The sequence below is a fragment of the Sneathiella sp. HT1-7 genome (assembly GCF_020731145.1).
Lineage (GTDB): Bacteria > Pseudomonadota > Alphaproteobacteria > Sneathiellales > Sneathiellaceae > Sneathiella.
Window position 1 is genome coordinate 248927 of the sequence record NZ_JAJFZN010000003.1, and the last position, 22099, is coordinate 271025.

Consider the following 22099-nt stretch of genomic DNA (forward strand, 5'->3'; position numbering starts at 1 on the left):
CAAACGGGAGATAACTCATGACCGATGGTAAATATATTAGACGGTTTAGGCACGCTTTTTTTGATCTGCGAGTACTTCTTTTATTAATGATGATGATCGGGATCCACGGCGCGGCGGCATCGTCGGATCGTGCCGTTGATCCGTTAAGCCTGTATGGCGAGAGGCATGAATTTTCCGTGCATCGTGATGGTGTTCCAGTTGGCAAGCATATGGTCTCTTTCGAGAGAGTGGGGGATGCCTATCGAGTTGATAGTGAATTAAATATTGAAGTTAAGTTCCTTGGTATCTCTCTTTACCGTTTTGATTACGAGAGTGAGGCTATTTGGTCGGAAGGCAAGCTGACGGCCATTGACATCAGGATAAATGATGATGGCACAAACTCAAAAATACGCGGGATGCGTCATGTGGCTGCATTTGTAGTGAATGGCGAAGTTCACGCTACGACATCTCATCCGGAAGTCTATCCGACAAATCATTGGCATAAAGGTGTTCTTGATCAATCCCGCCTTTTTAATACGCTGACCGGGAAAATGAACAACGTTACGATCACTGACACAGGTGAGGAAACGGTGCCCGTTCGCGGCGGCACTGTTCGGGCGACCCGTTATGTCTATGACGGAGAGTTGACGCTGATGTCTTGGTATGATCGCAAAGGGCGTTGGGTTAAAATGGCATTCAAGGCTGAAGACAATTCGGATATGGTATATTTTTGCGAAACCTGCCCTGTGGAAGTCGGATTGAACGAATGACAAACAATGCCATTTGGATTGTTGGCGCCAGCAGCGGGATCGGCCGCGAGGTTGCCTTGCAATATGCGGATAAAGGCGTAGAGGTGATAATCAGCGCCCGCAGCAAGGAAAAACTAAATGAGGTTGTCACGTTTAAACCTGATTTGATTAAATCAGTGCCACTTGACGTAATGGATGAATGTTCGGTCAAGCTTGCAACCTACCAACTCTTTGCGGATGGAGAGGGACCCAAGACAGTTATTCTGAATGCAGGAGCTTATGCGCCAATGTCTTTCGATCATTTCTCCGCTGATAAGGCCATGGAGGTGATGGATGTAAACTATTCTGGCGTTGTTCGGCTCATTGAACGAATCCTGCCGCATTACCTTAGTGACGGATCCGGAAAGATTGTGGTTGTCGCCTCGGTCGCCGGGTATCAGGGGTTGCCGCTATCGCTTGCCTATGGGCCAACCAAAGCAGCGCTGATTAATCTATGTGAAGCCTTGCGGGTGGAATTGATGGGAAGTGGTGTGACGATCCAGCTTGTCAATCCAGGCTTCGTCAAAACGCCGCTTACTGCCGGAAACAATTTCCCCATGCCCTTCCTGATGGAAGTAGAAGATGCAGCGGCTAGCATGATAAAAGGGATAGAAGGGAATGCATTTGAGATTACCTTTCCGAGACGCTTTGCCTATATCCTGAAATTCATCCGGATGCTCCCTTACGTGATTTCTCTGCCGCTTATCCGAAAAGGAACCAGTGGATGACTGTCCCCAAGACGCATCAGGACCGGCTTGCGGCCTATATCCGTTATTTTGAGACGTTGACGCTGCAAACAATTGATGATCTCGACAATTTGACGTCGGAAGGTTTCTCCTTTGAAGACCCGTTCAACCATCTGACCAACCGCCGAGACGTTAAACGCCTGTTCAAACAAATGTTCGACGATATGGATCATCCGGCGTTCAAGATCAGCGCAAGCTACTGGGAGGAGGACGGCCAGACGGCGATATTGAAATGGCAATTTGCGGGCGACGCACACAAGATTGGCAACCTCAATTTTGAAGGACTATCAGAAATTTATTTCGATGAGGCAGGTTTGATAATCCGCCATGTTGACTATTGGGACGCAGCCTCGCATTTTTACGAAAAGGTTCCCCTGCTTGGCGGTGTGTTGCGACTGATCAGGAAGAAACTTCGTCTTTCTTGAAGAAGAGCGTTACCGTCCCGATGGTGAAGCCCCACCGTGTCACTGTTGCGCGATTGATGATCACTCCGCCCGGTTGACGATATAGCCAATCATCAAAAGCAACGCGCCAGACATTTTCGCCTACCTTTAAATCCATGTCATAACGCCAGTTGAGCGCGTTCCCATAATGCACACCCTCAGCCGTACCGATAACATCGCCAGCAGTCCCTGAATAGTGATGGTCGCCTTCGCGCTGGATGGTCCACACGCGCCGGTCCGTTTCGCCATCGCGATAGACGAAATACTCATCCAGTATCAGCGTATCGCCCTCGACCTTTCCATTGATCGTTACTTCAAATTGACGGCGGAGATTGCCGAACCGGTCTTCGAAGATGCCCCAGGCCTTCGTCTGGCCCTCGAAATAATCGAAAAGTTCGAGAGGAGGGGTTGCTTCCGCGAATTGTTCCGCCTTCATCCCACTACATCCTGCTAAAATCGTCAAGGTGATCGCCACCATTAAGCCTTTGATCATATTATCCTCACCGGGCTAAGCGAGTGACTGGTTGCGTCGCTGGAGCCGTAAATTAATTGCTTGCTGCTGTTGGGCTGTCAGGGGGTATCCCCACATCAGTGCGACAGCCGCTATCTTTAATACGGCGGGAAGCCAGCCATAGATCACCGCAAGTCTAAATGGATCGATTTCGGTAGTAGTTGGCGACATACTCGTTTCACCCTGACCCAGGATCAGGAACGCGGCGGCAACGCCGAGTCCGAGAGACAGCTTCGTCGCCATGCTCCAGAGCGCGAATAGGAAGGAAGAGCGGTCGCGGTGATTGAGATAATTATCCCAGTCGGCGATATCGGATTGCATGGCCGGTGGTAGGGCAAGATCGGCGCCAAGGGAAAACCCAGTGATCAGGCAGATGACACCAAAGAAAACAATGTCTCCTGCACCGATCATCGGGACGGTCAGAAACGCAAGGCAGGCGACCCCCATGGCGAGACCCCAGCTTCGATGCTTGCTGATGCGGGCGCTCAGCCAAATCCAGAGAGGTATGCCGAGAATTCCGGACAGGAAATACACAAACAAGAGATACGAGTTATATGCCTCCGGTAGTTCAAGAACATGGGTTATGAACAACGGGAAGCAGGCGGTGGCTATGCCGATGGAGAGGCCGCTTAGAAACCAGGCGCTCAACAATCGAAAAAAGAGACGATTTCGGGACAAGCCGGACAGGGAGTTAAGAAGTTTAAGCGGAGGTTGTTTAACGCGGCCTGTGGGCAGGCTGAGAAGCAACGGAAAAACAATAACGCCGCAGCCAATGACGAAAATAGCGGCGTAGGCAAGCTGTTGCGAGGCACCATACTCGGCAGTGATGACGAGAAAAATACTGAGAGCCAGAATGCCGGTAAGGCCGGAAAGCTCACGTGCGGCGTTAAGATTGACCCGCGCGTTATAGTCCCCGGTGAGTTCCACTGTCCAGGCAAGGTAAGGGATCTGAACGATCGTCCATCCAAGAAGCAACAGCCCATACCAGACAAAAAGATAGAGTTCGCCCGCCGTATCTGAGGGCGTAAAAAGGGCATAAAGCGCCGAGCCGCAAATAACGGCGCCGATAGTAATCTGGATCTTTTTCCCCATGTGCCAGCGACGGATATAATCAGAGAGCCAGCCAACAACAGGGTCGCTGATCACGTCGCTGATCCTCACCAGCAGGAGAATTATCCCTGTCTGCGCGAGGCCGAGCCCCACTGTTTCCGCATAGAATGCGGGTAGAAGTACGAACGCCGGAATCAGCGGCATCGCCATCACCGAGCCGGGCAGGGCATAGAATAGTATCGTTTTGTGCAAAAATTTAGCGGAGTTCGAAGATAACGACATCAATTGATTTCTGGCGAAAACCGGCTTCGCAATATTGCAGATAAAATTCCCACATGCGCTTGAAACGCGCATCGAAACCCTGTGTTTCGACCTCATTCCATTTGGCGAGAAATTTTTCTTTCCAGATTTTGAGAGTAGTTGCGTAATCGCCGCCGAATTCCTCCCGGATATGCGCGGTCAGGCCGTTTCGTGCCGCCGCATCGATAAAGGCGGTTTTCGACGGGAGTTGACCGCCCGGAAAGATATATCGCTGAATGAAATCAGCGGAACTGCGGTAGGATTGATACCGGCTTTCATCAATGGTGATAACCTGTATTGCCGCTCGTCCGCCAACTTTTAAATTGCGTTTTATGGCAGCAAAGTAGCTATCCCAATTTTCTTCCCCTACGGCTTCGAACATCTCAATTGAGACGATGGCGTCGAACTGGCCGTCCTGATCTCGATAATCCCGAAAATGGAAGCTATTCCGGGCGGGAACCGGTAACTTTTCTGACTTTTCATTCGCATAGGCGAGCTGTTCTTCAGATAGGGTAATACCTTCTACTTTTGCGCTATATTCCTCTGCGGCGAGGCGAGCAAATCCGCCCCATCCGCAACCAATTTCCAGCACATTCGCATTCTCATCGACGCCAGCAATGTCAGCGATACGGCGATATTTTTCGCGCTGTGCTTCGGCGAGCGATTGTCCTTCTCGAGTAAAGAGCGCGGCTGAATAGGTCATGGTTTCATCCAGCCAGCTTTGGTAAAATGCGTTGCCAAGATCGTAATGATAGGCAATGTTTCGTCGGCTTCCGGTCCGGCTGTTGCGCGCGCGCAGATGCTGGAGAAAATTGACAATCCCCGAAAGCCATTTGCCAAACATCGCTGACTTTAGGTTTTTTTCATTGAGTAAGCCGAGTTCTATGAGTGCGGTTATGTCCGGGCTGGACCAGTCACCCTCCATATAGCTTTCACCGAGGCCGATATCGCCTGATTTCAGAATACGCTTGGCTGCCCTGATATTATGTAGAAAGACCGTTGCCGCAGGCTCATCTGCGCGTAATGATCCAAATTTGAGTTTTGCTCCGGTCGGCAAGACAAGGGTCAGGTGACCTACGGCCATTCGTGACAGACTCATTGTCAGGGCTTTGAGCCAAGGGTCGGTCCGTTTGGGAAATGCCGCAATGAGATCCTTCGGATCACTGGCAATCATGTCAGTTTGCGGGGTGACATCCGTCATCTACTTCTCCTGATATTTTCCATATATGGAGGGGGTAACCGGTTTCGGGTTCGCTGCTTTCTTCTTGGGACGCGCCACAAGTTTCATCCCCTTCAGCCAGAGTTTCAGCGCTTCCCAATGGATGCCGACAATGACTTTGAGGCTGTTAAACGGAAACTTGAACAACGCACGGCCAAGGGCGCCACGAGTAAGCGGGCTGCGCTGTCCGACGAACGACGCATTCATGACCGCTTTACCTTCATGGAACTGTCGGATGGAAAGCGCGATTGTCTCTCCGGGAGGTAATACCGAGAATTCATAGCGGCATTCCATCGGCATGAACGGGGAGACGTAGAATTCCTTTGAACAAGCTTGCTTCACCAACCCTCTTGAATCGGCGGGACCGGCTGGCAGGATGTAGCTGTGCTTCTCTCCAAATGTATTGCTGACCTCATAAACGAGGGTGACGAGATCATCATTCGCGTCAAAACAGTAATATGTACTCAGCGGATTGAAGGCGTATCCAAATATACGCGGGATACAGAGTAATCGGACGGATGAAATCTCCGTTGCCAACCCTTGTTGTTTTACCTGTTCAAGAATTCGCGCTTTTATATCCGTAGGCGTGCCATCACCAAAGTCCTTCGTGAAAAAAGAGACAAGGTTGCGTTTGTTGACGGATAGAAAGGGAATATCTCTCCCCAGATCATCCAGTTCATCAAGATCGATGAGCAGATAAAAGATCCGGTAGTCGAGATGATGTCCCACGGGACTTAAACGCCGATGGGTCACTATTCCATTATAAAGGCCGCTTTTTTGCATCGGGCTCAGGCAACTTTCGCAAAGGGCTGTCCGGCTGCGTCTTTCGGCAAGTGAATACGCGAACGAGACGGGTCGACATACCATGGCCGCTGGTGACCGCCTAACTCCTCTGCCATCGCAAGGCCGGACTGAATACCATCTTCATGAAAACCGTAACCGAAATAACTACCACAGAACCAGAGGTTTTTTTGCCCTTGAAGGTTCCACAGCATTTTCTGCGCGGCGATGGCCGAATTATCGAACAGAGGATGATCGTAGGGAAAACTCCGGAGGACCGTTCCTTCTTTTGGTTCAAATGCCGGGTTAAGAGTCACAAAATAGTCTTTGTCTGTATGGAGGCCCTGAAGCCGGTTCATCCAATAGGTCACAGAAAGCTCCTCTTTAGAGCCACTTTCCTGATTGCCGCCTATATAGTTCCAGCTTGCCCAGGCTTTACGCCGCTTTGGCATAAGGGATGGATCAGTATGGAGGATCGCGAGGTTTTTCTCATACTTGAAAGACCCCAGAAGTTTTTTCTGCGCGGGTGTTGGTTCCGCGATCATGGCGAGAGCCTGATCTGCGTGAGTGGCAAGCACGACATCGTCAAACTGTTGCACATGTCCGCCCCTGCATTCGACATGAACACCGGATTTCTCGATATGGACTGCGGCGACTGCACTGTTCAGGCGAATGCTGCCCGAGAGAGTTTCGGCAATCCGGTCGACATATTGGCGACTACCGCCAGTAACAGTCCGCCATTCGGGGCGATCCGAAATTTGTAAAAGGCCGTGGTTCTGACAAAAGCGAATAAAGGCCGCGGCGGGGTAGTCCAGCATGTCTTTTGCGGGGGTTGACCAGATTGCCGCTCCCATTGGCAGCAGGTGATTGTCAATGAAATGACGTCCATAGCTGCCATGCACAAGGAACTTTCTTAACGTCCAATGCTCTGTTTCGGCACGATTCATAAGTGCCGGTGCTTCGCGATAGAATTTCAGAATGTCGCGGATCATTCCCCAATAGGCAGGCCGGAACAGATTTGATTTCTGGGCAAATAGTGCCGCCAGAGAAGTGCCGGCATATTCAAGTTTCCCGTTGTCGAGGGAGGCGCTGAAAGACATTTCTGTCTGCTGAGTGGCAATATTAAGCTGTTCAAAAAAGGCGACGAGGTTAGGGTAGTTCAATTTGTTATATACAATAAAACCGGTGTCTATGAACTGACCGTCAATTTCAACGGTATTGCTGTGTCCGCCCAGACGATCATCTTTCTCGAACAGGGTCACGTCGTGATTTTGCGCTAACAGCCAGGCTGCTGACAATCCCGAAATACCGCTACCGATCACCGCAATTTTTTTCATTTATATATCCGTCGTTTTTTCGTCGATTTAAATGAGATACGCGAAAACTAACAGGATAGATCACAAAAAAATTTGACCTAAAATGATCTGGTTATTCAAATCTACCGTAATAGGGTAGACTGAAACACGACACATTGTGGATGTCAGGTAAATTAAAGGCAAGCATGACCTCACCGGATGGTATCAGGCAGGACGCAGCAGGATCGCGGGCAATCCCGCAAGACTTGGATAGGGATCTCATCGCTATTGGGCAGGATCAGGATCCAACGGCGTTCAAGCGGTTGTTCGCGGATCTAGCGCCGCGGCTGAAATATTTCCTGATTAAAGGGGGCATGATTGAAAGTGCCGCCGAGGATGTAATGCAGGAAACAATGATGAAGGTTTGGCGTAAAGCTGCACTTTTCGACAGTTCCAAAGCGTCCGCTTCTACCTGGGTCTACACGATCGCGAGAAACGTCAAGATTGACCGACTGCGCAAGGAACGCCGCCCTGAACCTGACCCGGAAGATCCGTGCTTTGTGCCGGATGGGCCGGAAACCGGAGAACAGGCGGTCAGTCGGAAACAGGATAGAGAACGCATTCAAAAGGCGATGGCCCTGCTGCCGCCGGAACAGATGACAATTATAAAGATGTCTTTTTTTGAAGAAAAATCGCACGGCGAAATCGCCGAGTTATTAGGAGTTCCTCTCGGTACCGTAAAGTCCAGAATACGACTGGCTTTCGGTAAGATCCGCGCGGAACTGGAGGCTTTGCAATGAGTATACGACATCATATTGGCGATGACACGCTGATGGCATATGTCAACGGAACCCTTGCGGACTCACTGTCGGTCGTCGTGGCGACGCATCTGGCGATTTGTCCAAAATGCCGTGAAAGTGAGGAGTTGATGGAGGAAATGGCGGGACTCTTTTTAATGGAGACAGATACATCCACCCTATCCGCGACAGAAACAGCGATGGCGGATGCAATCCCGGGCAGCACTCTACAAGAGGATATTTCAGAGAAGCAGTCGCGCCGCATGCACGACTATTCTAATACGGGCGTGCCGATGCCGCTTGCGGAGCGGATGCCTGCGACCCTTGATGATATTCCCTGGCGGACATTGATCCCGGGCATCAGCCATTATCCGTTACCCAGAACCGGGTCAGAAAAGAAAAAGGGCACACTCCGACTATTGAAAATTGCCCCGGGCAAGACCATGCCCGAACATAGCCATTCTGGGCAGGAACTCACACTGATCCTGCGCGGCTCCTATATCGATGACCTTGGTCGCTTTCAGTCTGGCGATATTGCCGATCTGGATAGCGACGTTCATCATCAGCCTGTCGCCGATACCGCGGAGGATTGCATCTGCCTGATTGCAACTGATGCACCGCTCAAGTTCTCCGGCTTTTTCAGCCGGTTGCTTCAGCCGGTATTCGGAATCTGATTTTTTAACTTCCCTCAGCTGCCTGAATACTAAACAGCGGCCCCTTAATTGGGTGGCTGTTTCATGCTGAAATCTATCAGAATTCAACGGTTCGGCGGTTTTTGGGTTGCATTAGGAAACTCTTAATAGATTCAATTGTACTAATCGATGGAGAAGTACAAGGAACCGGAAAATTTATTTTATTAGGAGTTAATATATGTCTCGAGTTTTATCCCTAGTTGTCGGTATGAGCATGTTCTTGTTTGCGGGCGTTGCCAGTGCTGATGAGAAAAAAGACACTGTTGTTGACATGATGGACGGCGCGGTCAGCCATTATGAGTCAGTTGGTCAGGACCAAGCCTTTCAGGATTTCGCTAAAAAAGGCGGAGATTTTAACAAGGGTGAATTCTATGTTTTCGTTACGGAAATTAATAACGGAAAATTGGTCTTTCACGGCGCTAACGAAAAATTGGTTGGCAAAAATCTTTCAAAGCTGAAGGACACAGACGGCAAACATTTCGTTACAGAAATGCGGACTGTAGCCACAGGTCCCGGTGTTGGTTGGGTCGACTATAAATGGACGCATCCTGAAACCAAGAAAATTGCTCAGAAACACACCTACGTCAAAAGATCAGGTGATGTTTATTTCGGCATTGGTTACTTCGACTAAGTAAACCTCCGCGTAGTACGGTCGTCTCAAAAACGGCCGTTCTACGCACCGTATTGTAAAATGAGAAGGTAGAGGCTCATGAACGTCAAAAATTTAAAGATTTCAACCAAACTATTCATCGCACCGATGATTTTTGTAGCTTCCCTGATCATATTGGGCGTAGTGGCTTATGTCGGGCTAGATAATTCTCAAGCCAAGATGGCCGACCTGCATAAACAGGACACGCAAAAAATCGGGAAGGCGATCGGTTTCCAGCGTGATTTACAAGCGTTTAATGGTGGATTGTTTCGTCTGATTTCAGAAACCACAGCTGGTGTCGATGAAGAAAAGCTCGCTGCAGAACGGCAGACAGTTATAGCGACGCTTGGCAAGCTGACGGAATCCTTCAGCGGTGCTGTTGAAAATGGTCAATTCAACGAAACTGAAATGGAGATTCTGGCAAAGGCACTGAAAGAATTAAAAAGCTATGGTGTTGCCGCTACCGAAGTCGTTGAAATGACGGAACTCGATACCTCCACCGCGGTTATTATGATGGTGGATACAGACCTGCAGTTTCGGACGATGTACGGTACGCTTACTGATTTGACAACCCTCTGGAATGAAATGGGAGAGGCGTCCCTTGTTGAAGCGACTAACGCAATTAATAACACTGAACTCACGTTTGTTGTAATTGCGATTCTGGCCTTGGTTATTTCTTGTGCAGTTACATTTGTCACAATGCGTATGATCACACAGCCAATTGCTGAAATCATCAATGTTATGGCAAAGCTGGCTGAAGGGGATAGCACCGTCGAAATCGGTTCCCAGGAACAAAAAGATGAAATAGGTGAAATGGCGCGGGCGGTACAGGTGTTCAAGGACAATGCCCTAGAGCAGCAGCGCCTTGAAGCGGAAGCTAAGCAGGCGGCAGAGGAACGGGTAGAGCGTGAGCGTGCTGAACGTGAGCGTGAATCCAAGCGGGAAGCGGATGAACGCGCCCGTGAGCAGGCGGAGAACGCCGCCAAGCAGGAACGCGCAGAAAAAATCTCTGGCCTGATCGCGACCTTCGAGGGTCGTGTACAGGAAGTCCTGGAGACGGTTATCCATGCGGTTCGTGAATTACAGGCCACGGCGAATTCAATGACACAGACGGCGGGGGCATCGCAGGAGCTCTCAGAAGCTGTTGCCCTTGCATCCGGTGAGGCCTCTGCGAATGTGCAGACAGTTGCGTCTGCGGCCGAAGAGCTGACCTCTTCTATCAATGAGATCAGCCGTCAGGTGCAGCAGGCAAACAACGTCTCTGAGCAGGCGGTAACGGAAGCCGCCAGCAGCACGACCTCTGTCTCCAAGCTCGCAGAAACAGCCCGGAAGATCAGCGAAGTGGTCAATATGATCAATGATATCGCCGGTCAGACGAACCTGCTCGCGTTGAATGCCACGATTGAGGCCGCACGCGCCGGGGAGGCAGGCAAGGGTTTTGCCGTTGTTGCCTCTGAAGTCAAGAGCCTGGCGACACAGACCGCGCGGGCAACGGAAGAAATCGGTGGGCAGATCAACGATATGCAGTTCGCGACCGAGGAAGCGGTTTCTGCCATCGGGAATATCGATGGCGTGATCAATACGATCCGCGAAAGCACGGTCAGTATTTCCTCCGCGATAGAAGAGCAGAGCGCAGCCACCAACGAGATTTCCCGAAATGTTCAGGAAGCCTCTAGCGGTACATCGCAAGTCTCCGCCAAGATCGGCGAAGTCTCCGCCAAGGCGGGTGAAACGGGCGCGGCCGCTTCTCAGGTACTCTCAGCGTCTACGAAGCTCGAAGAACTCTCCGGCAACCTCCGGCAGGATATTGAGAGCTTCCTCAAAGAGGTGCGTGCCGCTTAATTGCGCAACCTGAAATCGAGAAACTAAATGGCGGCCCATGATGATTATTCATCATGGGCCGTTTTAATGACCAGCAAGGCGATCATCTTTGCCGTCCTTTTACCTTGCGGGATGCTCCTGAACGCGCCGTGAGCTGAGCAAAAAGGTAGTTTTTTCTGACAAATCCAGGGGAAGGATGTATAAGGTTAACGCCTTTTCATCAAAACCGGATTACTGCAGGACTAATGGCAAACATTCGTATTTATCTCGCCGATCTGACACATAACGGTCTGGTGCTTTCTTCCAACGTTTTCCCCCTTTCTATTGGCTTGGTTGCCGCCTATCTGCTGGAAAAAAAGCCCGAAGGGGTTGATGTTGAGCTTTTCAAATACCCTGAGGACCTGAGTGCGGCTATTGACGTCGCCGTGCCGGATGTTATCGGATTTGCCAACTACTCCTGGAACCAGGATATTTCCCGTCAATATGCGCGAGTGATCAAAAAGCATTGGCCGGAGACTGTCGTGATCTTCGGCGGTCCGAATTATGGTCTGTCAGAAGGTGAGGTCACGGAGTTCTGGCGCATAAATCCGGATATCGATTTCCATGTGGTCCAAGAAGGGGAAGAGGCTTTTGTTCGGTTGCTAGATACCCTGATTGAGACGGACTTCGATGTCGATGCCATCAAGGCCGAGCGCCGCGAAATAGGCAATGTTCACTACAAGGTGGACGATGAGGTGGTCAAGGGGGCTCCCCTCCCGAGGCTCGATCTGGAGGATGTCCCGTCACCCTACCTGATGGGCTTGATGGACAAATTTTTCGATGAAAACCTGGGACCGATGATCCATACGACGCGCGGATGCCCGTTTAAATGCGCGTTTTGCACAGAAGGAAGCAAATATTATAACCTCGTCAGCCAGCGCGAAGGGCAGCTTGAGCGCGAGATGCATTATATTTCGGAGCGCGTCCGCGGCCCGCGCGACCTTTATATATCTGACGCTAATTTTGGCATGTTCAAGCAGGATTATGAAAAGGCGCGGATTATCGCGGACTGTCAGGAAAAGTATAACTACCCGAAGTATGTCCATGTTTCGACGGGTAAAAACCAGAAAGAACGGGTGGTTGATATCGTCAAATCGTTGAACGGGGCGGTTAGCATGGCGGCATCCCTTCAGTCGACAGATCCAACGGTTCTTGCCAATGTCGCTCGGTCGAATATCTCCGTTGAAAAACTGTCCGAAGCCGGGAAGATGGCAAACACTACTAATACCGGCACCTATTCTGAGCTTATTTTGGGTCTTCCTGGTGATTCAGTGACTGCACATACGCAGTCGTTGCGTGATACCGTGGAAATGGGGTTTGATAATATCCGTATGTATCAACTCATTATGCTGCCGCAAACGGCTCTCAATACGCCGGAAAACCGTCAGAAATATAATATGAAGACCAAATATCGGATTATGCCACGGTCTTTCGGGCGCTATGAAGTTGCGGGGGAAACCTTTACCGCCGTCGAGTCTGAAGAAATTCTGGTCTCGAATTCGACCTTGCCCTTCGATGATTATATTGCCTGCCGAGAATTGGATCTGACGATCGAGATTCTGCACAATGGCAAGGTGTTCGCTGAAATTCAGGGGCTCTGCAAGGCTTTGGGCCTTTCTTGGTTTGACTTCATTCTGCGGTTCTATGAAAACCGCCGAAATCTATCCGATGCCATTACCGCCATGTACGACGATTTCAAATCCGGCACATCGGAAAGACTTTGGGATAATGTCGATAGTCTAGCCGATCATGTTCACAGCCATATTGATGAAATGCTGAGTGATGAGCGCGGGACCAATGAAATGTCCACGGGGAAGGCGACATCGTTCTTCCTGTTGCTCGATGACATGAACAGGGTTTTGTTTGCACTTTTAAAGGACTGGCTTGAGGAGTTGAACCGGCTTGACGATTTGATGGCTAGCTATATTGCCGACCTGGAGCGGTTCAGCTTGTTACGCAAACATCGTCTGCTCACCATTCTGGAAGAGGAGAGCGACCATTTTTCCTTCGATCTGGTGGCGGCAGAGAAGGAATCTTTTCAGGTTTTACCGCAGCAGATACAGGTCTCCGACAAGGGACGATATGCCATGACACATCAGCCACATCAACGTGAGATGATAGAGAATTATGCGGACGAATTTGGCGATAGCTTCGATGGGCTTGGAAAAATGCTGATGAGGTATCCACATATTCACCGACTATTCCGAAAACCCATCGCGGTCCAGTAAAGCGAATTTATGCCGACAGTGGGGGAATATTTCAAAAGCAAGGTCCTGATTACAGGTGGCACGGCCGGGATCGGTCTTGCTACAGCGCGACGATTGCTGCTTGATGGTCATCAGGTTTTTATTTGCGGTCGCAACGCGGAGAAGTTGGCGACGGCACAACGTGAATTATCAGATATTGTGGCTACCTCGTCGATTGATGGCGCGGTCTGTGATGTTCGTGACTATGACGCTGTCTCCGGGATGATGGATCAGGCGGCAAACTCGATGGGCGGTCTTGATGCGTTGGTAAATAATGCCGGTGTCGGGCATATTGCCAATATAGAGGCGATGTCCTTAGATGACTGGCGCAGCATGATCGACATCAATCTGAATGGTGTGTTCAACTGCTGCAAAACGGCAATCCCCTATCTTAAAAAATCGCCAAAGGGTAACATCATAAATCTGGGAAGCCGGGCAGGACGCTATGCGTTTCCAGGAGGGACTGCCTATAATGCGACTAAATTCGGTCTTCAGGGCTTTTCCGAGGCCCTTTTTCTTGATTTGAGCAAATACGGGATCGGCGTGAGTCTGGTCGCACCCGGTGCGGTGGCAACGGGATTTGCCGGGGTAGAGGATGAGGATTGGCACCTGCTACCGGATGACATTGCAAAGGTAATTGGTGACCTGTTGCGCAATGATCAGAGAGCCAATGTCAACTGGATCGAGATCCGCCCAGGTTTACGCGATCTTAGGTGAGGAACGAAATGAACGCTAAACGGCATCAGGACAAAGTCGCCTTGGTCACCGGCGGTGCGCAAGGGATTGGTGCGGGTATAGTCAAGGTTCTGGTCGAGCGCGGCGCGCGAGTCGCCATTGTCGATAAAGATGCCGAGACAGCCGCCGCCTATGCCGCGACATTTTCCAACTCAGATCAGCATGTCATCAGTATCCAGGCTGATATATCTACGGTGGAGGGGTGTCGTTCAGCCGTAAATGACGTGATTGCTAGCTTCGGCGCGCTGGATGTGCTTATCAATAATGCGGCGCCAGGTCGGAACAAGGCGCAAATCGGAAGACTTCACGGTCCAGACTGGCCAGCGCATGCCGAGGTTGTCCTGCAAGCGACTGCGTGGTTGGCGGAGGCGGCTTTGCCGCATCTTCGCAAGGCGTCGATGCCCGCCATTGTTAATATCTCCTCTGTCACGGCAACCGCTGTTGCCCCTGAGCAATGCAGTTGGCCCTATCATGTCTCGAAGGCTGGGTTAGAGCAGATGACGCGCTATTTGGCATGTCAATTTGGGGCAGAAGGTATCCGGGTGAATGCGGTCGCGCCCGGCCTTGTTGACCGTGATGGCGGCATGAAGATCAGCGATAACCCTGAGAACAGGAAAATCATTGAGGCGATTGTCCCCCTCAAGCGTGCGGCGAGTGCTGCGGAAATTGGCACGATTGTCTCTTTCCTCTGTTCAGAAGATGCGTCCTACCTCACCGGGCAGGTGTTGATCGCTGATGGGGGCATGGGCGTTCGGGAGAATTTCGGGGCGAGCCTGCGGGCCCGTCAAGCTGACTGACTACTCTATAGCTACCCTTATTTGATTTTCCTTGCATAAAGCCAGAAATCTGATTTTCCATCGATCCGGTATCCCGCTTCTTTCACCAGACGTTTTTGCCAGTCGCCGACGGCGGCCGGAATACCGAGAGGGTTTAGTATATCGACTCTGTCGATAAGAATAAGATCGGGTGCTTTCGCCTTGATTTCATCTCGCAAAGAAGCTTGAAATGCTGGCGTGCGCGCATAAGCAAATGGATCTGCTCGACTTAAGGAAGGCTCAATACCTGATAGCGTCGCTAAGGTGAGTGGGGCAGCACTGATCCAGATTGTATCGCCATTCTCGCTGCGGCTCTTTAATTCTGCTACTTGCCCGCCGACATAGTCGCAGACTTCCTTTGGCGCGGTGAAACCATTCAGGCAGGTCTCCACCGGTTTCAAAGTCCATGTCTGTTTGAGGTTTTTTACGAATAAAGTCGACTGTTCCAGCTGTGACGGCGCGAGAACACCGATTACAAACAACAACAAAAGAGCTTTTCCGAGTAAGGTTTTTTTCGTCATCATTGGCAGGATAAGCAGCAGATAGAGAAGATAGGGAATCCACATGTTCTGCGCATAGAACCGATTGGTGACATAAGGCATAAAGGCTATAATCATGCCGACGATGGCGATGGACTGGAGCTCACTTCTGGATAAAACACGATCTTCACGGGAGCGGCGAAGCCAGCCGATGAAGAGATAGAAAACATGCGCCATGATGATGAAAAAGGGCGCGTACCAGTAGAATTCCTTGCCGCCATAGCCTGCCGCAAAGAGATTGAGCAGGGACGACATATCGGCGAGATCAAATTGTCCATTCACGCCCGCTTTAATTGCGAGGTATGCGGTGCAGAGAAAGGCTGCAAGAAAGAGTATGCCGCCGACAATAACGATAAGGTAGCCGTTTCTCATTGACCGGATAAAAAGCGCGAAACCAAGACCAAGCGAGACGACCAGCCCGGTTTCCAGATTATATGACGCCGCAATGGCACTTAAAATTCCTGCTACTATCCACCAAAGAATAGCCGGACCACATGCCATCAAGGGCACGAACAATAGGATGAAGGGGATAAAAACAAAACGCAGCGTTGCCTGGTTCGGCACCTGCAATGTGGGGGAGGCCGATGACAGCGTCGGCGCCATAATAAAAACAACGAGCAGGAAAGAGAGCAGGGCAAGCGGTATTTGCCGGGTTCCAAATCGCTGAATGAGTATGACCAGCAACATTAGGGTGAAGACGATATTGATAGCCTGGAGAAACTTTATTGTTCCGCCAAACCCGTCAAAGAGCGGCATCGTGTTGGCGTAAGCAATCAACCTATTCAGATAAATCCCGTATTCAGGCAGGGCAGAAGTCGAAGTTGTGGGGAAAATATTGGCGAGTAATCCACCGCCAATGACACCTGTCCAATGATGGTCAAGTCCCCATAGATAATCTCTCTGAACGATAAAGGTCGCTTTCAGGGGCAGCAAAAAATAAAGGAAGAAAATAATCAGTGTGAAAAGAATAAGGAACCATACTCCGCGTTTTGATTCAGTGCTGCGGAGCAAAATGGCGAATAATATCAAAGTGCCCAGAACAGCCCAAAAGGCCCGTTTTTCGGTAATACTTCCGAGATAATTGAAAAAAACCGGAAGGGTTACAGAAAGGATCATTAATGCGACAATTGTCTGTATGGCGAGTCGGTTTTTTTTCCGAAATTCCGAAAAATATGAAAAGGCTGGATCCTGGATGCTTATCGCTCCTATTAGTGCCGCGAGGAAAAGAACAAGCGCGTAGAGCATGTATATGCGCCGCTGGAATGCCGTGTTTTCGAAATCATACAGCATAGCATGTTCTGCAGTGTAGATTGGCAGTGGGCCGGAGAACAGGCTGGATGTCCAGGCAACTAAGGCACAGGCAAACAACGCATAAAACATAAAGAAAATACGACGTTGATTGAGAGCCTCAGTGAAGCGCAGAGGAGCGTAGAAAACCGGCTGCACGACGATCAGGAAGAAGGCCGAAGTCTCGTAATTTTCAAAAAAACGTTTGATCCTGTCCATGCCCGCCCCTTCGCCGACGACCTAACGGCCGAAGTTGATTTTAATCCGGTTAAGTGGTTTTTTTTCTGGCCGGTCAGGCTTCAGGTTCAATTCAACGACCAGCATCAAAAAGACTTTTACCACCTCAACCAGATTACGGAGAGTCACTGTTCCTCGGGTGGGTTCATCCGCTTGCAGGTAGATGGGCACTTCGGCAAACTCGACCCCCTTGGTCAAAAGCTTGACATTCATTTCAGAAATAATTGAGAAGCGGTTGGAGATAAGCTTGAGATCTTTGACTCTCGCGGTCGGCCACACACCGGGTCCGTTCAGGTAACTCACTGACGTACCGAAGAATATGTTATGCAATATCTGATAGGTAGCGGAGATGATCTGCCTCAGATTAGGCCGGGCTTCTTTATTAATCGGGACGGTTAGCACCATCTCCGCAGCGTCTTTGAAATGCAGCATCAGGCTGAGTGAGGACGTGCTGATGTCATTGTCACCGGGTACGATAATGAACTGTGGCATTCGCGCCTTGTGAACACCATCAACGATGGATCGGCCGAGTCCCATATTGGTCGAGTGATATATAGGTTCGATCCGGGAATCCACGGCAGCAAGAGAGCTCAGGATGTCTCTGGAATCATCCGTACTGCCATCATCAATGGCAATAATCTCATAGTTATCAATTTCATGGAGGCGTGTGACGCTGCGGATCGTTTCCACTGTATCTGCAATGGCACTACCCTCATTAAAAGCCGGAACAATAAAACTGATCATTTTTTTATCATTTTCAGTTAGTTATCCCGAATTCTCAAAGGGTTACTTCGCGGGCACGCTCGGCAAGCCATTGCATTGCATAATGCATGACGACCAGCTGGCTATCTTCGGAAACTTGCATGTCGTCGATTGCAAAATGGATTGGATAATCGGCAAGTTCCTTGGCCTTTCCACCGCTATAACCGAGAATGGCAAAGCTGGTTAATCCGTTGTCTTTTGCATATTCAAGCGCGCGAAGGATATTCGGAGAGTTACCGCTACCTGAAAGAACAACGAGCGCGTCACCGGCGTTGGCATAGACGCCAAGTTGCTTGGCGAAAATCTCGGCATACCCCTCGTCGTTGGCGAGGCAGGTCAGGATTGCAGTATTCGCGGGCAGGGCATGGGCGCGCAGTCCTTTGCCTGTTTTGCGGTCGATCCCGTAAATCATGTCATTAGCGATATGGACTGCATTGCCGGCGCTACCACCATTGCCGCAGAGAAAGAGCTGCCTTTTATCTTTCCATGCTGCCAGAAGATGATCGCAGAGCGTATTAATGTTTGCCGGATCTGCAGCAACAAGGGCACTGCTTAAGCGGGTACTGTAATCAGAGAAAGAGAGGCTCATAAAATCTATTCTTTATTGAGGCGCTTAAGCGCTTTTAGCCATATTCTCCATCCAGCGGAGATTGTACCAGCGATCTTCATCGCGCAGGTCCCGGCGCTGATAGGAAGCGATAACCTCTGTGATGGCATCGTTTACGGATTTTTCCGGTTTGAAACCCGCGGCAAGGATGCGATCGGAATTCACTCTGTAGGACCGGGGATCGTTCGACGGGGTTACTTCAATCTCGCAAGGAATTTTCGCCGCGATCCGCTCCGCAATCTCGATGATTTTCAAATTTTCAAAACCAGCATTATAGACGCCGGTGACTTCCGGATGGTCGAGGAGGAAAATATAGAGCCGGGCAATATCATCTATATGAATGTTGGGGCGAACCTGTTCCCCACCGAACACCGTGATCTTGCCATTCACCAACGCCTGCATGGTCAGCATATTAACAGAGACATCCAGCCGCATCCGGGGGGATACTCCGCAGACGGTGGCCGGACGAACAATTTGCACGCACATCTGATCGGCGTAACTTAGCATCACCCGCTCGGCAACCATTTTGGTTTTGTTATATTCGGATATCGGCAGCAGAGTGAGGTCTTCCGTAACCTGCTCTTCCTCTTTTACGCCATATACGCTTCCAGATGAGGCATAGATAAAACGCTTAATCCCGGCACGGGCGGCATTGTCCGCAAGCTGCATGGTAGCAAGGGCGCTGATTTCCCAAGTTAATTTTGGGTCGAGATCACCGCAGGGGTCGTTGGCAACTGACGCGAGATGAATAATAGCATCGATACCGTCAAGCAACGCCGTATCGAAGAAGCGGACATCCCCCTGAACGACGGTGAGGGCCTCATGCGCGGGCAGGAAACTGCCAAACCACTGGATATCGTAAGCCACTACTTCATGGCCTTCCGCAAGAAGTTTCGGAACCAGTACCGATCCCTTATATCCGCAGGCCCCCGTTACCAATAGACGCATAAATCTAACCCTTCGAAGATCCTGACATGGCGGCAATAATCGCCGTTGCCGGTCTTTCTTTCCCCTACTTGTCAAAAGTTTCAAACTGTGTAACACAGGTCATAGTTAATGCAAATCGGAATGTCGGTTCCCCGTTGGAGCAGAGTGGCTGGCGGAGGGTTCTGGCCTGTCAGGGATCCGGTTCGCGATGCAGATAGGCTTGTTGGTGTGACGACTCCGAAAACAGTATTTATTGCGGCAATTTCAAGTGACATCGGCAGGGAATTGGCGACGTTCTATCTTGCGGCAGGATACCAGGTGATCGGCACATACCGCCAGCCCGAACATCTTGGCGAACTGGCTGATCGAGACGATGTTTTTCTGATCGCCTGCGACATCGCGAAGGAGAAAGAAGTCCTTGATGTATTGGCTTTTCTCGCGGAGCGGGGCCTTTTTTGGGATGAATATGTCTCCGCTGTTGGATTATTGGAGCCAATCGGTCATTTCGTCGACCTCCCGGCCAGCAGCTGGCGTCAATCCATCATGATCAATTCATTGCACCAGTTGGAATTGCTCCATCATCTCTATCCTTATCGCCGACCAACTGGGTCTGCAAAGGTGGCTTTCCTTGTGGGGGGAGCTATAAACCGCGCCTTTGCCAACTATTCCGCATACTCACTCGGTAAGGTGATGCTGGTGAAGTTCTGCGAGCTTATCAGCGATGAAACACCGGACCTACATTGCGTCGCCCTTGGGACAGGTTGGGTTGCCAGCAAGATACATGACCAGACGCTTGCAGCGGGTGAAGCCGCGGGCGATAACTTGGTAGCAACCCGATCCTTCGTTGAAACGCGGGAGCAGGGGACACCTATTTCTGATATCTATGCTCTGATCAAATGGTGCTTCGCACATCCTGAAACAGCGGGGCGAAATTTTTCTGTTGTTCATGACGATTGGAGAGACGGCGGGGGAGAACTTGTCAAGGCCCTTCGGGAAGATAATGACATGTTCCGATTGCGCCGCTCTGGCAATCAGCATAAAAGCGAGTGAAAAATTGAGACGGGATCGATGAAACTATCTTCTTATGTCATAGATTTTCTCGCCAACAAGGGCGTGACGCAGGTGTTCGGCATGTCAGGCGGCGCAGCGGTGCATCTTTTGGATTCTGTCTCCAAGAATCCTGCCATCGACTTTACCTGCTCTCAACATGAGCAGAGCGCGGCGATTTCAGCGGATGGCTATGCAAGGCTGACCGGGAAACTCGGCGTGGCGATCACGACAAGCGGACCCGGCGCAACGAACCTGCTGACCGGTACCTGCTGTTCCTTCTATGACAGTGTACCGACATTGATGCTGACGGGACAGGTGGCATCGCATCGGTTGAAAGGCAATCTCGACATCCGCCAGCGCGGATTTCAGGAGACTGACGTCGTTTCCATTTTCGAGACCGTGACGAAATATGCGGTACAGCTCAAGAAGCCAGAGGATATTCGCTACTGCTTGGAAAAAGCCTATCATATGGCGTTTGAAGGGCGTCCCGGCACTGTATTGATTGATATCCCGGATGATTTTCAACGCGCCGAGATCGACCCAGAGACCCTAGTAGGCTTTACACCAGATCCACCGCCAAAACCTGATCTGGACGCGCCCGTTTATAAAATCATGGAGCGGTTTTTTGCCGCCGAACGTCCGGCGGTTATTCTGGGTGGTGGTTTAAAAACCCCTGAGTGCGGCCATGATATTGCGGCTCTTTGCGAAAAACTGGGCGCGCCGGTGCTTTCCAGCTGGGCCGCCGTTGACTTGTTACCCCATAACCATCCTTTCAAGATCGGTAGCTTCGGTGTTTATGCGCCGCGCATTGGGAATTATGTGGTGCAGAATGCAGATTTTCTGTTGTGCTTGGGTTCGCGTCTTTCTCAGAATTTAACAGGTGGCATACTTCCGTCATTTGCACGCGCGGCGGAAATCGCGATGATCGATATCAGCGCCGGTGAGATGGATAAATTTGATGGATTTGGTATTTCGGTCAAACACCGAGTCGCCGCTCGCATGGAAGACGCTCTGCCGATTATCGATAGCTATGCAGAGAAGAACCACCCTGACTTTGAGCAATGGCATGGCTATATCGCGCAATGGAAGGCCCGTTTTGGCGGTGAAAATTATGATCCGGTGCCAAATCCGGGCACTGTCAATGCCTACCAATTTATCGATGCGCTATCTGAGTTCGTGCCTGAAAAAGAAGCGATTTTTGCCGATACCGGTGGCAATTTAACCTGGACCTGTAATGCCTTTCAGTTCAAGCGCGGTCAGCGCCTTCACAGCGCCTGGAACAATACGCCGATGGGGTATTCACTGCCGGCGGCAATCGGAGCTGCGGCGGCGGAGCCGGATGAAGCTTTCACCTGCCTGATCGGGGACGGGGGACTGATGGTCTGCCTTCCGGAACTTGCAACCGTCGTCAAGCATCAGATGAAGCTCAGGATTTTTCTTTTTAATAATCATGGTCACGGGATTCAGAAACAAACGCTGGAGACATGGCTCGGTGCCAATTATGTCGGGGTGCATGAACCTTCCGGTCTTGCCTTTACTAACTTTCCTGCCGTTGCCAGCTCCATGGGGCTGAAGACAATCACGATAGACGATCCGGCAAAAATGCAGGCGCAGCTTCAGGAAGTATATGCGGAAGCAGGACCTGTTTTCGTCAATGTTGAGATTAATCCGGAGCAACGGCTCTATCCGGTGCTAAAGTTCGGAGCCGCACTTGAAGATCAGCTTCCGGCTCTGGATGATGAAGTTCTGGAAGAAGAGATGGTCATTCCGAAATATAATGGATAA

General features: G+C 50.5%; 21 protein-coding genes. 12 read left to right on the forward strand and 9 right to left on the reverse strand.

The features are described 5' to 3' along the window. Positions 1–17: 17 nt before the first annotated feature. Genes LKE13_RS10880 through LKE13_RS10890 form a run of 3 tightly spaced genes read left to right on the forward strand, consistent with a single transcriptional unit; the run spans position 18 to position 1938 of the window. On the forward strand, positions 18–749 hold the full coding sequence (locus LKE13_RS10880; protein WP_227951211.1) for a DUF6134 family protein: 732 nt from the start codon (positions 18–20) through the stop codon (positions 747–749). Next, the gene (locus LKE13_RS10885) at positions 746–1495 is read left to right on the forward strand and encodes an SDR family NAD(P)-dependent oxidoreductase (protein ID WP_227951213.1); all 750 of its coding nucleotides are present in this window, start codon (positions 746–748) and stop codon (positions 1493–1495) included. The genes LKE13_RS10880 and LKE13_RS10885 overlap by 4 nt, the downstream gene beginning before the upstream one ends. Beyond that, on the forward strand, positions 1492–1938 hold the full coding sequence (locus LKE13_RS10890) for a nuclear transport factor 2 family protein (RefSeq protein WP_227951215.1): 447 nt from the start codon (positions 1492–1494) through the stop codon (positions 1936–1938). The genes LKE13_RS10885 and LKE13_RS10890 overlap by 4 nt, the downstream gene beginning before the upstream one ends. Here the strand turns inward: LKE13_RS10890 and LKE13_RS10895 are convergent. Genes LKE13_RS10895 through LKE13_RS10915 form a run of 5 tightly spaced genes read right to left on the reverse strand, consistent with a single transcriptional unit; the run spans position 1913 to position 7153 of the window. Next, positions 1913–2449, reverse strand: a complete 537-nt coding sequence (locus LKE13_RS10895) for a DUF3833 domain-containing protein (RefSeq protein WP_227951217.1) — start codon at positions 2447–2449, stop codon at positions 1913–1915. The two genes, LKE13_RS10890 and LKE13_RS10895, sit on opposite strands and share 26 nt — an antisense overlap. Before the next feature lie 15 nt (positions 2450–2464). Further along, entirely contained in the window at positions 2465–3799 is a 1335-nt protein-coding gene (locus LKE13_RS10900) for an MFS transporter (protein ID WP_227951219.1), read from the reverse strand. Beyond that, the gene (locus LKE13_RS10905) at positions 3774–5018 is read right to left on the reverse strand and encodes an SAM-dependent methyltransferase (protein ID WP_227951221.1); all 1245 of its coding nucleotides are present in this window, start codon (positions 5016–5018) and stop codon (positions 3774–3776) included. Before LKE13_RS10905 ends, LKE13_RS10900 begins: the two co-directional genes overlap by 26 nt. Next, positions 5019–5903, reverse strand: a complete 885-nt coding sequence (locus LKE13_RS10910; RefSeq protein ID WP_321576139.1) for a DUF1365 domain-containing protein — start codon at positions 5901–5903, stop codon at positions 5019–5021. It abuts the gene before it with no gap. Then, entirely contained in the window at positions 5825–7153 is a 1329-nt protein-coding gene (locus tag LKE13_RS10915; RefSeq protein WP_227951225.1) for an NAD(P)/FAD-dependent oxidoreductase, read from the reverse strand. The genes LKE13_RS10910 and LKE13_RS10915 overlap by 79 nt, the downstream gene beginning before the upstream one ends. Before the next feature lie 140 nt (positions 7154–7293). On the opposite strand from LKE13_RS10915, the gene LKE13_RS10920 reads away from it, so the two are divergent. The 7 genes from LKE13_RS10920 (at position 7294) to LKE13_RS10950 (ending at position 14887) form a co-directional block, all read left to right on the forward strand. Further along, positions 7294–7911 carry a sigma-70 family RNA polymerase sigma factor gene (locus tag LKE13_RS10920; protein WP_227951227.1) on the forward strand — a complete coding sequence of 206 codons (618 nt, stop codon included), beginning with the start codon at positions 7294–7296 and terminating at the stop codon, positions 7909–7911. After that, complete coding sequence (locus LKE13_RS10925; protein WP_227951229.1) at positions 7908–8582, forward strand: ChrR family anti-sigma-E factor; 675 nt, start codon at positions 7908–7910, stop codon at positions 8580–8582. Before LKE13_RS10920 ends, LKE13_RS10925 begins: the two co-directional genes overlap by 4 nt. A gap of 196 nt (positions 8583–8778) precedes the next feature. Beyond that, positions 8779–9231, forward strand: a complete 453-nt coding sequence (locus LKE13_RS10930; protein ID WP_227951231.1) for a cache domain-containing protein — start codon at positions 8779–8781, stop codon at positions 9229–9231. Between the two features lie 78 nt (positions 9232–9309). Further along, positions 9310–11091 (forward strand): methyl-accepting chemotaxis protein, encoded by a 1782-nt coding sequence (locus LKE13_RS10935; protein WP_227951234.1) that lies wholly within the window; start codon positions 9310–9312, stop codon positions 11089–11091. A gap of 224 nt (positions 11092–11315) precedes the next feature. Beyond that, entirely contained in the window at positions 11316–13337 is a 2022-nt protein-coding gene (locus LKE13_RS10940; protein ID WP_227951236.1) for a B12-binding domain-containing radical SAM protein, read from the forward strand. A 9-nt stretch (positions 13338–13346) separates the two neighbouring features. Then, entirely contained in the window at positions 13347–14072 is a 726-nt protein-coding gene (locus tag LKE13_RS10945; RefSeq protein WP_227951238.1) for an SDR family NAD(P)-dependent oxidoreductase, read from the forward strand. Between the two features lie 8 nt (positions 14073–14080). After that, entirely contained in the window at positions 14081–14887 is an 807-nt protein-coding gene (locus LKE13_RS10950; RefSeq protein ID WP_227951240.1) for an SDR family NAD(P)-dependent oxidoreductase, read from the forward strand. Positions 14888–14904: 17 nt separating this feature from the next. On the opposite strand, the gene LKE13_RS10955 is transcribed toward LKE13_RS10950, so the two are convergent. Genes LKE13_RS10955 through LKE13_RS10970 form a run of 4 tightly spaced genes read right to left on the reverse strand, consistent with a single transcriptional unit; the run spans position 14905 to position 19285 of the window. Beyond that, positions 14905–16950, reverse strand: coding sequence for a hypothetical protein (locus LKE13_RS10955; RefSeq protein WP_227951242.1), 2046 nt, complete (start codon positions 16948–16950; stop codon positions 14905–14907). 21 nt (positions 16951–16971) lie between these two features. Continuing rightward, positions 16972–17712 (reverse strand): glycosyltransferase family 2 protein, encoded by a 741-nt coding sequence (locus tag LKE13_RS10960; RefSeq protein ID WP_227951244.1) that lies wholly within the window; start codon positions 17710–17712, stop codon positions 16972–16974. Between the two features lie 34 nt (positions 17713–17746). Beyond that, positions 17747–18319, reverse strand: coding sequence for an SIS domain-containing protein (locus LKE13_RS10965; protein WP_227951246.1), 573 nt, complete (start codon positions 18317–18319; stop codon positions 17747–17749). A gap of 24 nt (positions 18320–18343) precedes the next feature. Beyond that, on the reverse strand, positions 18344–19285 hold the full coding sequence (locus tag LKE13_RS10970; RefSeq protein ID WP_227951248.1) for an NAD-dependent epimerase/dehydratase family protein: 942 nt from the start codon (positions 19283–19285) through the stop codon (positions 18344–18346). Between the two features lie 120 nt (positions 19286–19405). Between LKE13_RS10970 and LKE13_RS10975 the strand changes: the two genes are divergently transcribed. Both LKE13_RS10975 and LKE13_RS10980 read left to right on the forward strand, forming a co-directional pair. Further along, complete coding sequence (locus tag LKE13_RS10975) at positions 19406–20314, forward strand: SDR family oxidoreductase (RefSeq protein WP_227951250.1); 909 nt, start codon at positions 19406–19408, stop codon at positions 20312–20314. Between the two features lie 18 nt (positions 20315–20332). Continuing rightward, positions 20333–22099, forward strand: a complete 1767-nt coding sequence (locus tag LKE13_RS10980; protein ID WP_227951252.1) for a thiamine pyrophosphate-binding protein — start codon at positions 20333–20335, stop codon at positions 22097–22099.

Excerpts from the sequence above, each read along its gene's own strand:
- LKE13_RS10880 (WP_227951211.1), top strand. The coding sequence starts at position 18 with ATGACCGATGGTAAATATATTAGACGGTTTAGGCACGCTTTTTTTGAT.
- LKE13_RS10885 (WP_227951213.1), top strand. The coding sequence starts at position 746 with ATGACAAACAATGCCATTTGGATTGTTGGCGCCAGCAGCGGGATCGGC.
- LKE13_RS10890 (WP_227951215.1), top strand. The coding sequence starts at position 1,492 with ATGACTGTCCCCAAGACGCATCAGGACCGGCTTGCGGCCTATATCCGT.
- LKE13_RS10895 (WP_227951217.1), bottom strand. The coding sequence starts at position 2,449 with ATGATCAAAGGCTTAATGGTGGCGATCACCTTGACGATTTTAGCAGGA.
- LKE13_RS10900 (WP_227951219.1), bottom strand. The coding sequence starts at position 3,799 with ATGTCGTTATCTTCGAACTCCGCTAAATTTTTGCACAAAACGATACTA.
- LKE13_RS10905 (WP_227951221.1), bottom strand. The coding sequence starts at position 5,018 with ATGACGGATGTCACCCCGCAAACTGACATGATTGCCAGTGATCCGAAG.
- LKE13_RS10910 (WP_321576139.1), bottom strand. The coding sequence starts at position 5,903 with ATGGTATGTCGACCCGTCTCGTTCGCGTATTCACTTGCCGAAAGACGC.
- LKE13_RS10915 (WP_227951225.1), bottom strand. The coding sequence starts at position 7,153 with ATGAAAAAAATTGCGGTGATCGGTAGCGGTATTTCGGGATTGTCAGCA.
- LKE13_RS10920 (WP_227951227.1), top strand. The coding sequence starts at position 7,294 with ATGTCAGGTAAATTAAAGGCAAGCATGACCTCACCGGATGGTATCAGG.
- LKE13_RS10925 (WP_227951229.1), top strand. The coding sequence starts at position 7,908 with ATGAGTATACGACATCATATTGGCGATGACACGCTGATGGCATATGTC.
- LKE13_RS10930 (WP_227951231.1), top strand. The coding sequence starts at position 8,779 with ATGTCTCGAGTTTTATCCCTAGTTGTCGGTATGAGCATGTTCTTGTTT.
- LKE13_RS10935 (WP_227951234.1), top strand. The coding sequence starts at position 9,310 with ATGAACGTCAAAAATTTAAAGATTTCAACCAAACTATTCATCGCACCG.
- LKE13_RS10940 (WP_227951236.1), top strand. The coding sequence starts at position 11,316 with ATGGCAAACATTCGTATTTATCTCGCCGATCTGACACATAACGGTCTG.
- LKE13_RS10945 (WP_227951238.1), top strand. The coding sequence starts at position 13,347 with ATGCCGACAGTGGGGGAATATTTCAAAAGCAAGGTCCTGATTACAGGT.
- LKE13_RS10950 (WP_227951240.1), top strand. The coding sequence starts at position 14,081 with ATGAACGCTAAACGGCATCAGGACAAAGTCGCCTTGGTCACCGGCGGT.
- LKE13_RS10955 (WP_227951242.1), bottom strand. The coding sequence starts at position 16,950 with ATGGACAGGATCAAACGTTTTTTTGAAAATTACGAGACTTCGGCCTTC.
- LKE13_RS10960 (WP_227951244.1), bottom strand. The coding sequence starts at position 17,712 with ATGATCAGTTTTATTGTTCCGGCTTTTAATGAGGGTAGTGCCATTGCA.
- LKE13_RS10965 (WP_227951246.1), bottom strand. The coding sequence starts at position 18,319 with ATGAGCCTCTCTTTCTCTGATTACAGTACCCGCTTAAGCAGTGCCCTT.
- LKE13_RS10970 (WP_227951248.1), bottom strand. The coding sequence starts at position 19,285 with ATGCGTCTATTGGTAACGGGGGCCTGCGGATATAAGGGATCGGTACTG.
- LKE13_RS10975 (WP_227951250.1), top strand. The coding sequence starts at position 19,406 with ATGTCGGTTCCCCGTTGGAGCAGAGTGGCTGGCGGAGGGTTCTGGCCT.
- LKE13_RS10980 (WP_227951252.1), top strand. The coding sequence starts at position 20,333 with ATGAAACTATCTTCTTATGTCATAGATTTTCTCGCCAACAAGGGCGTG.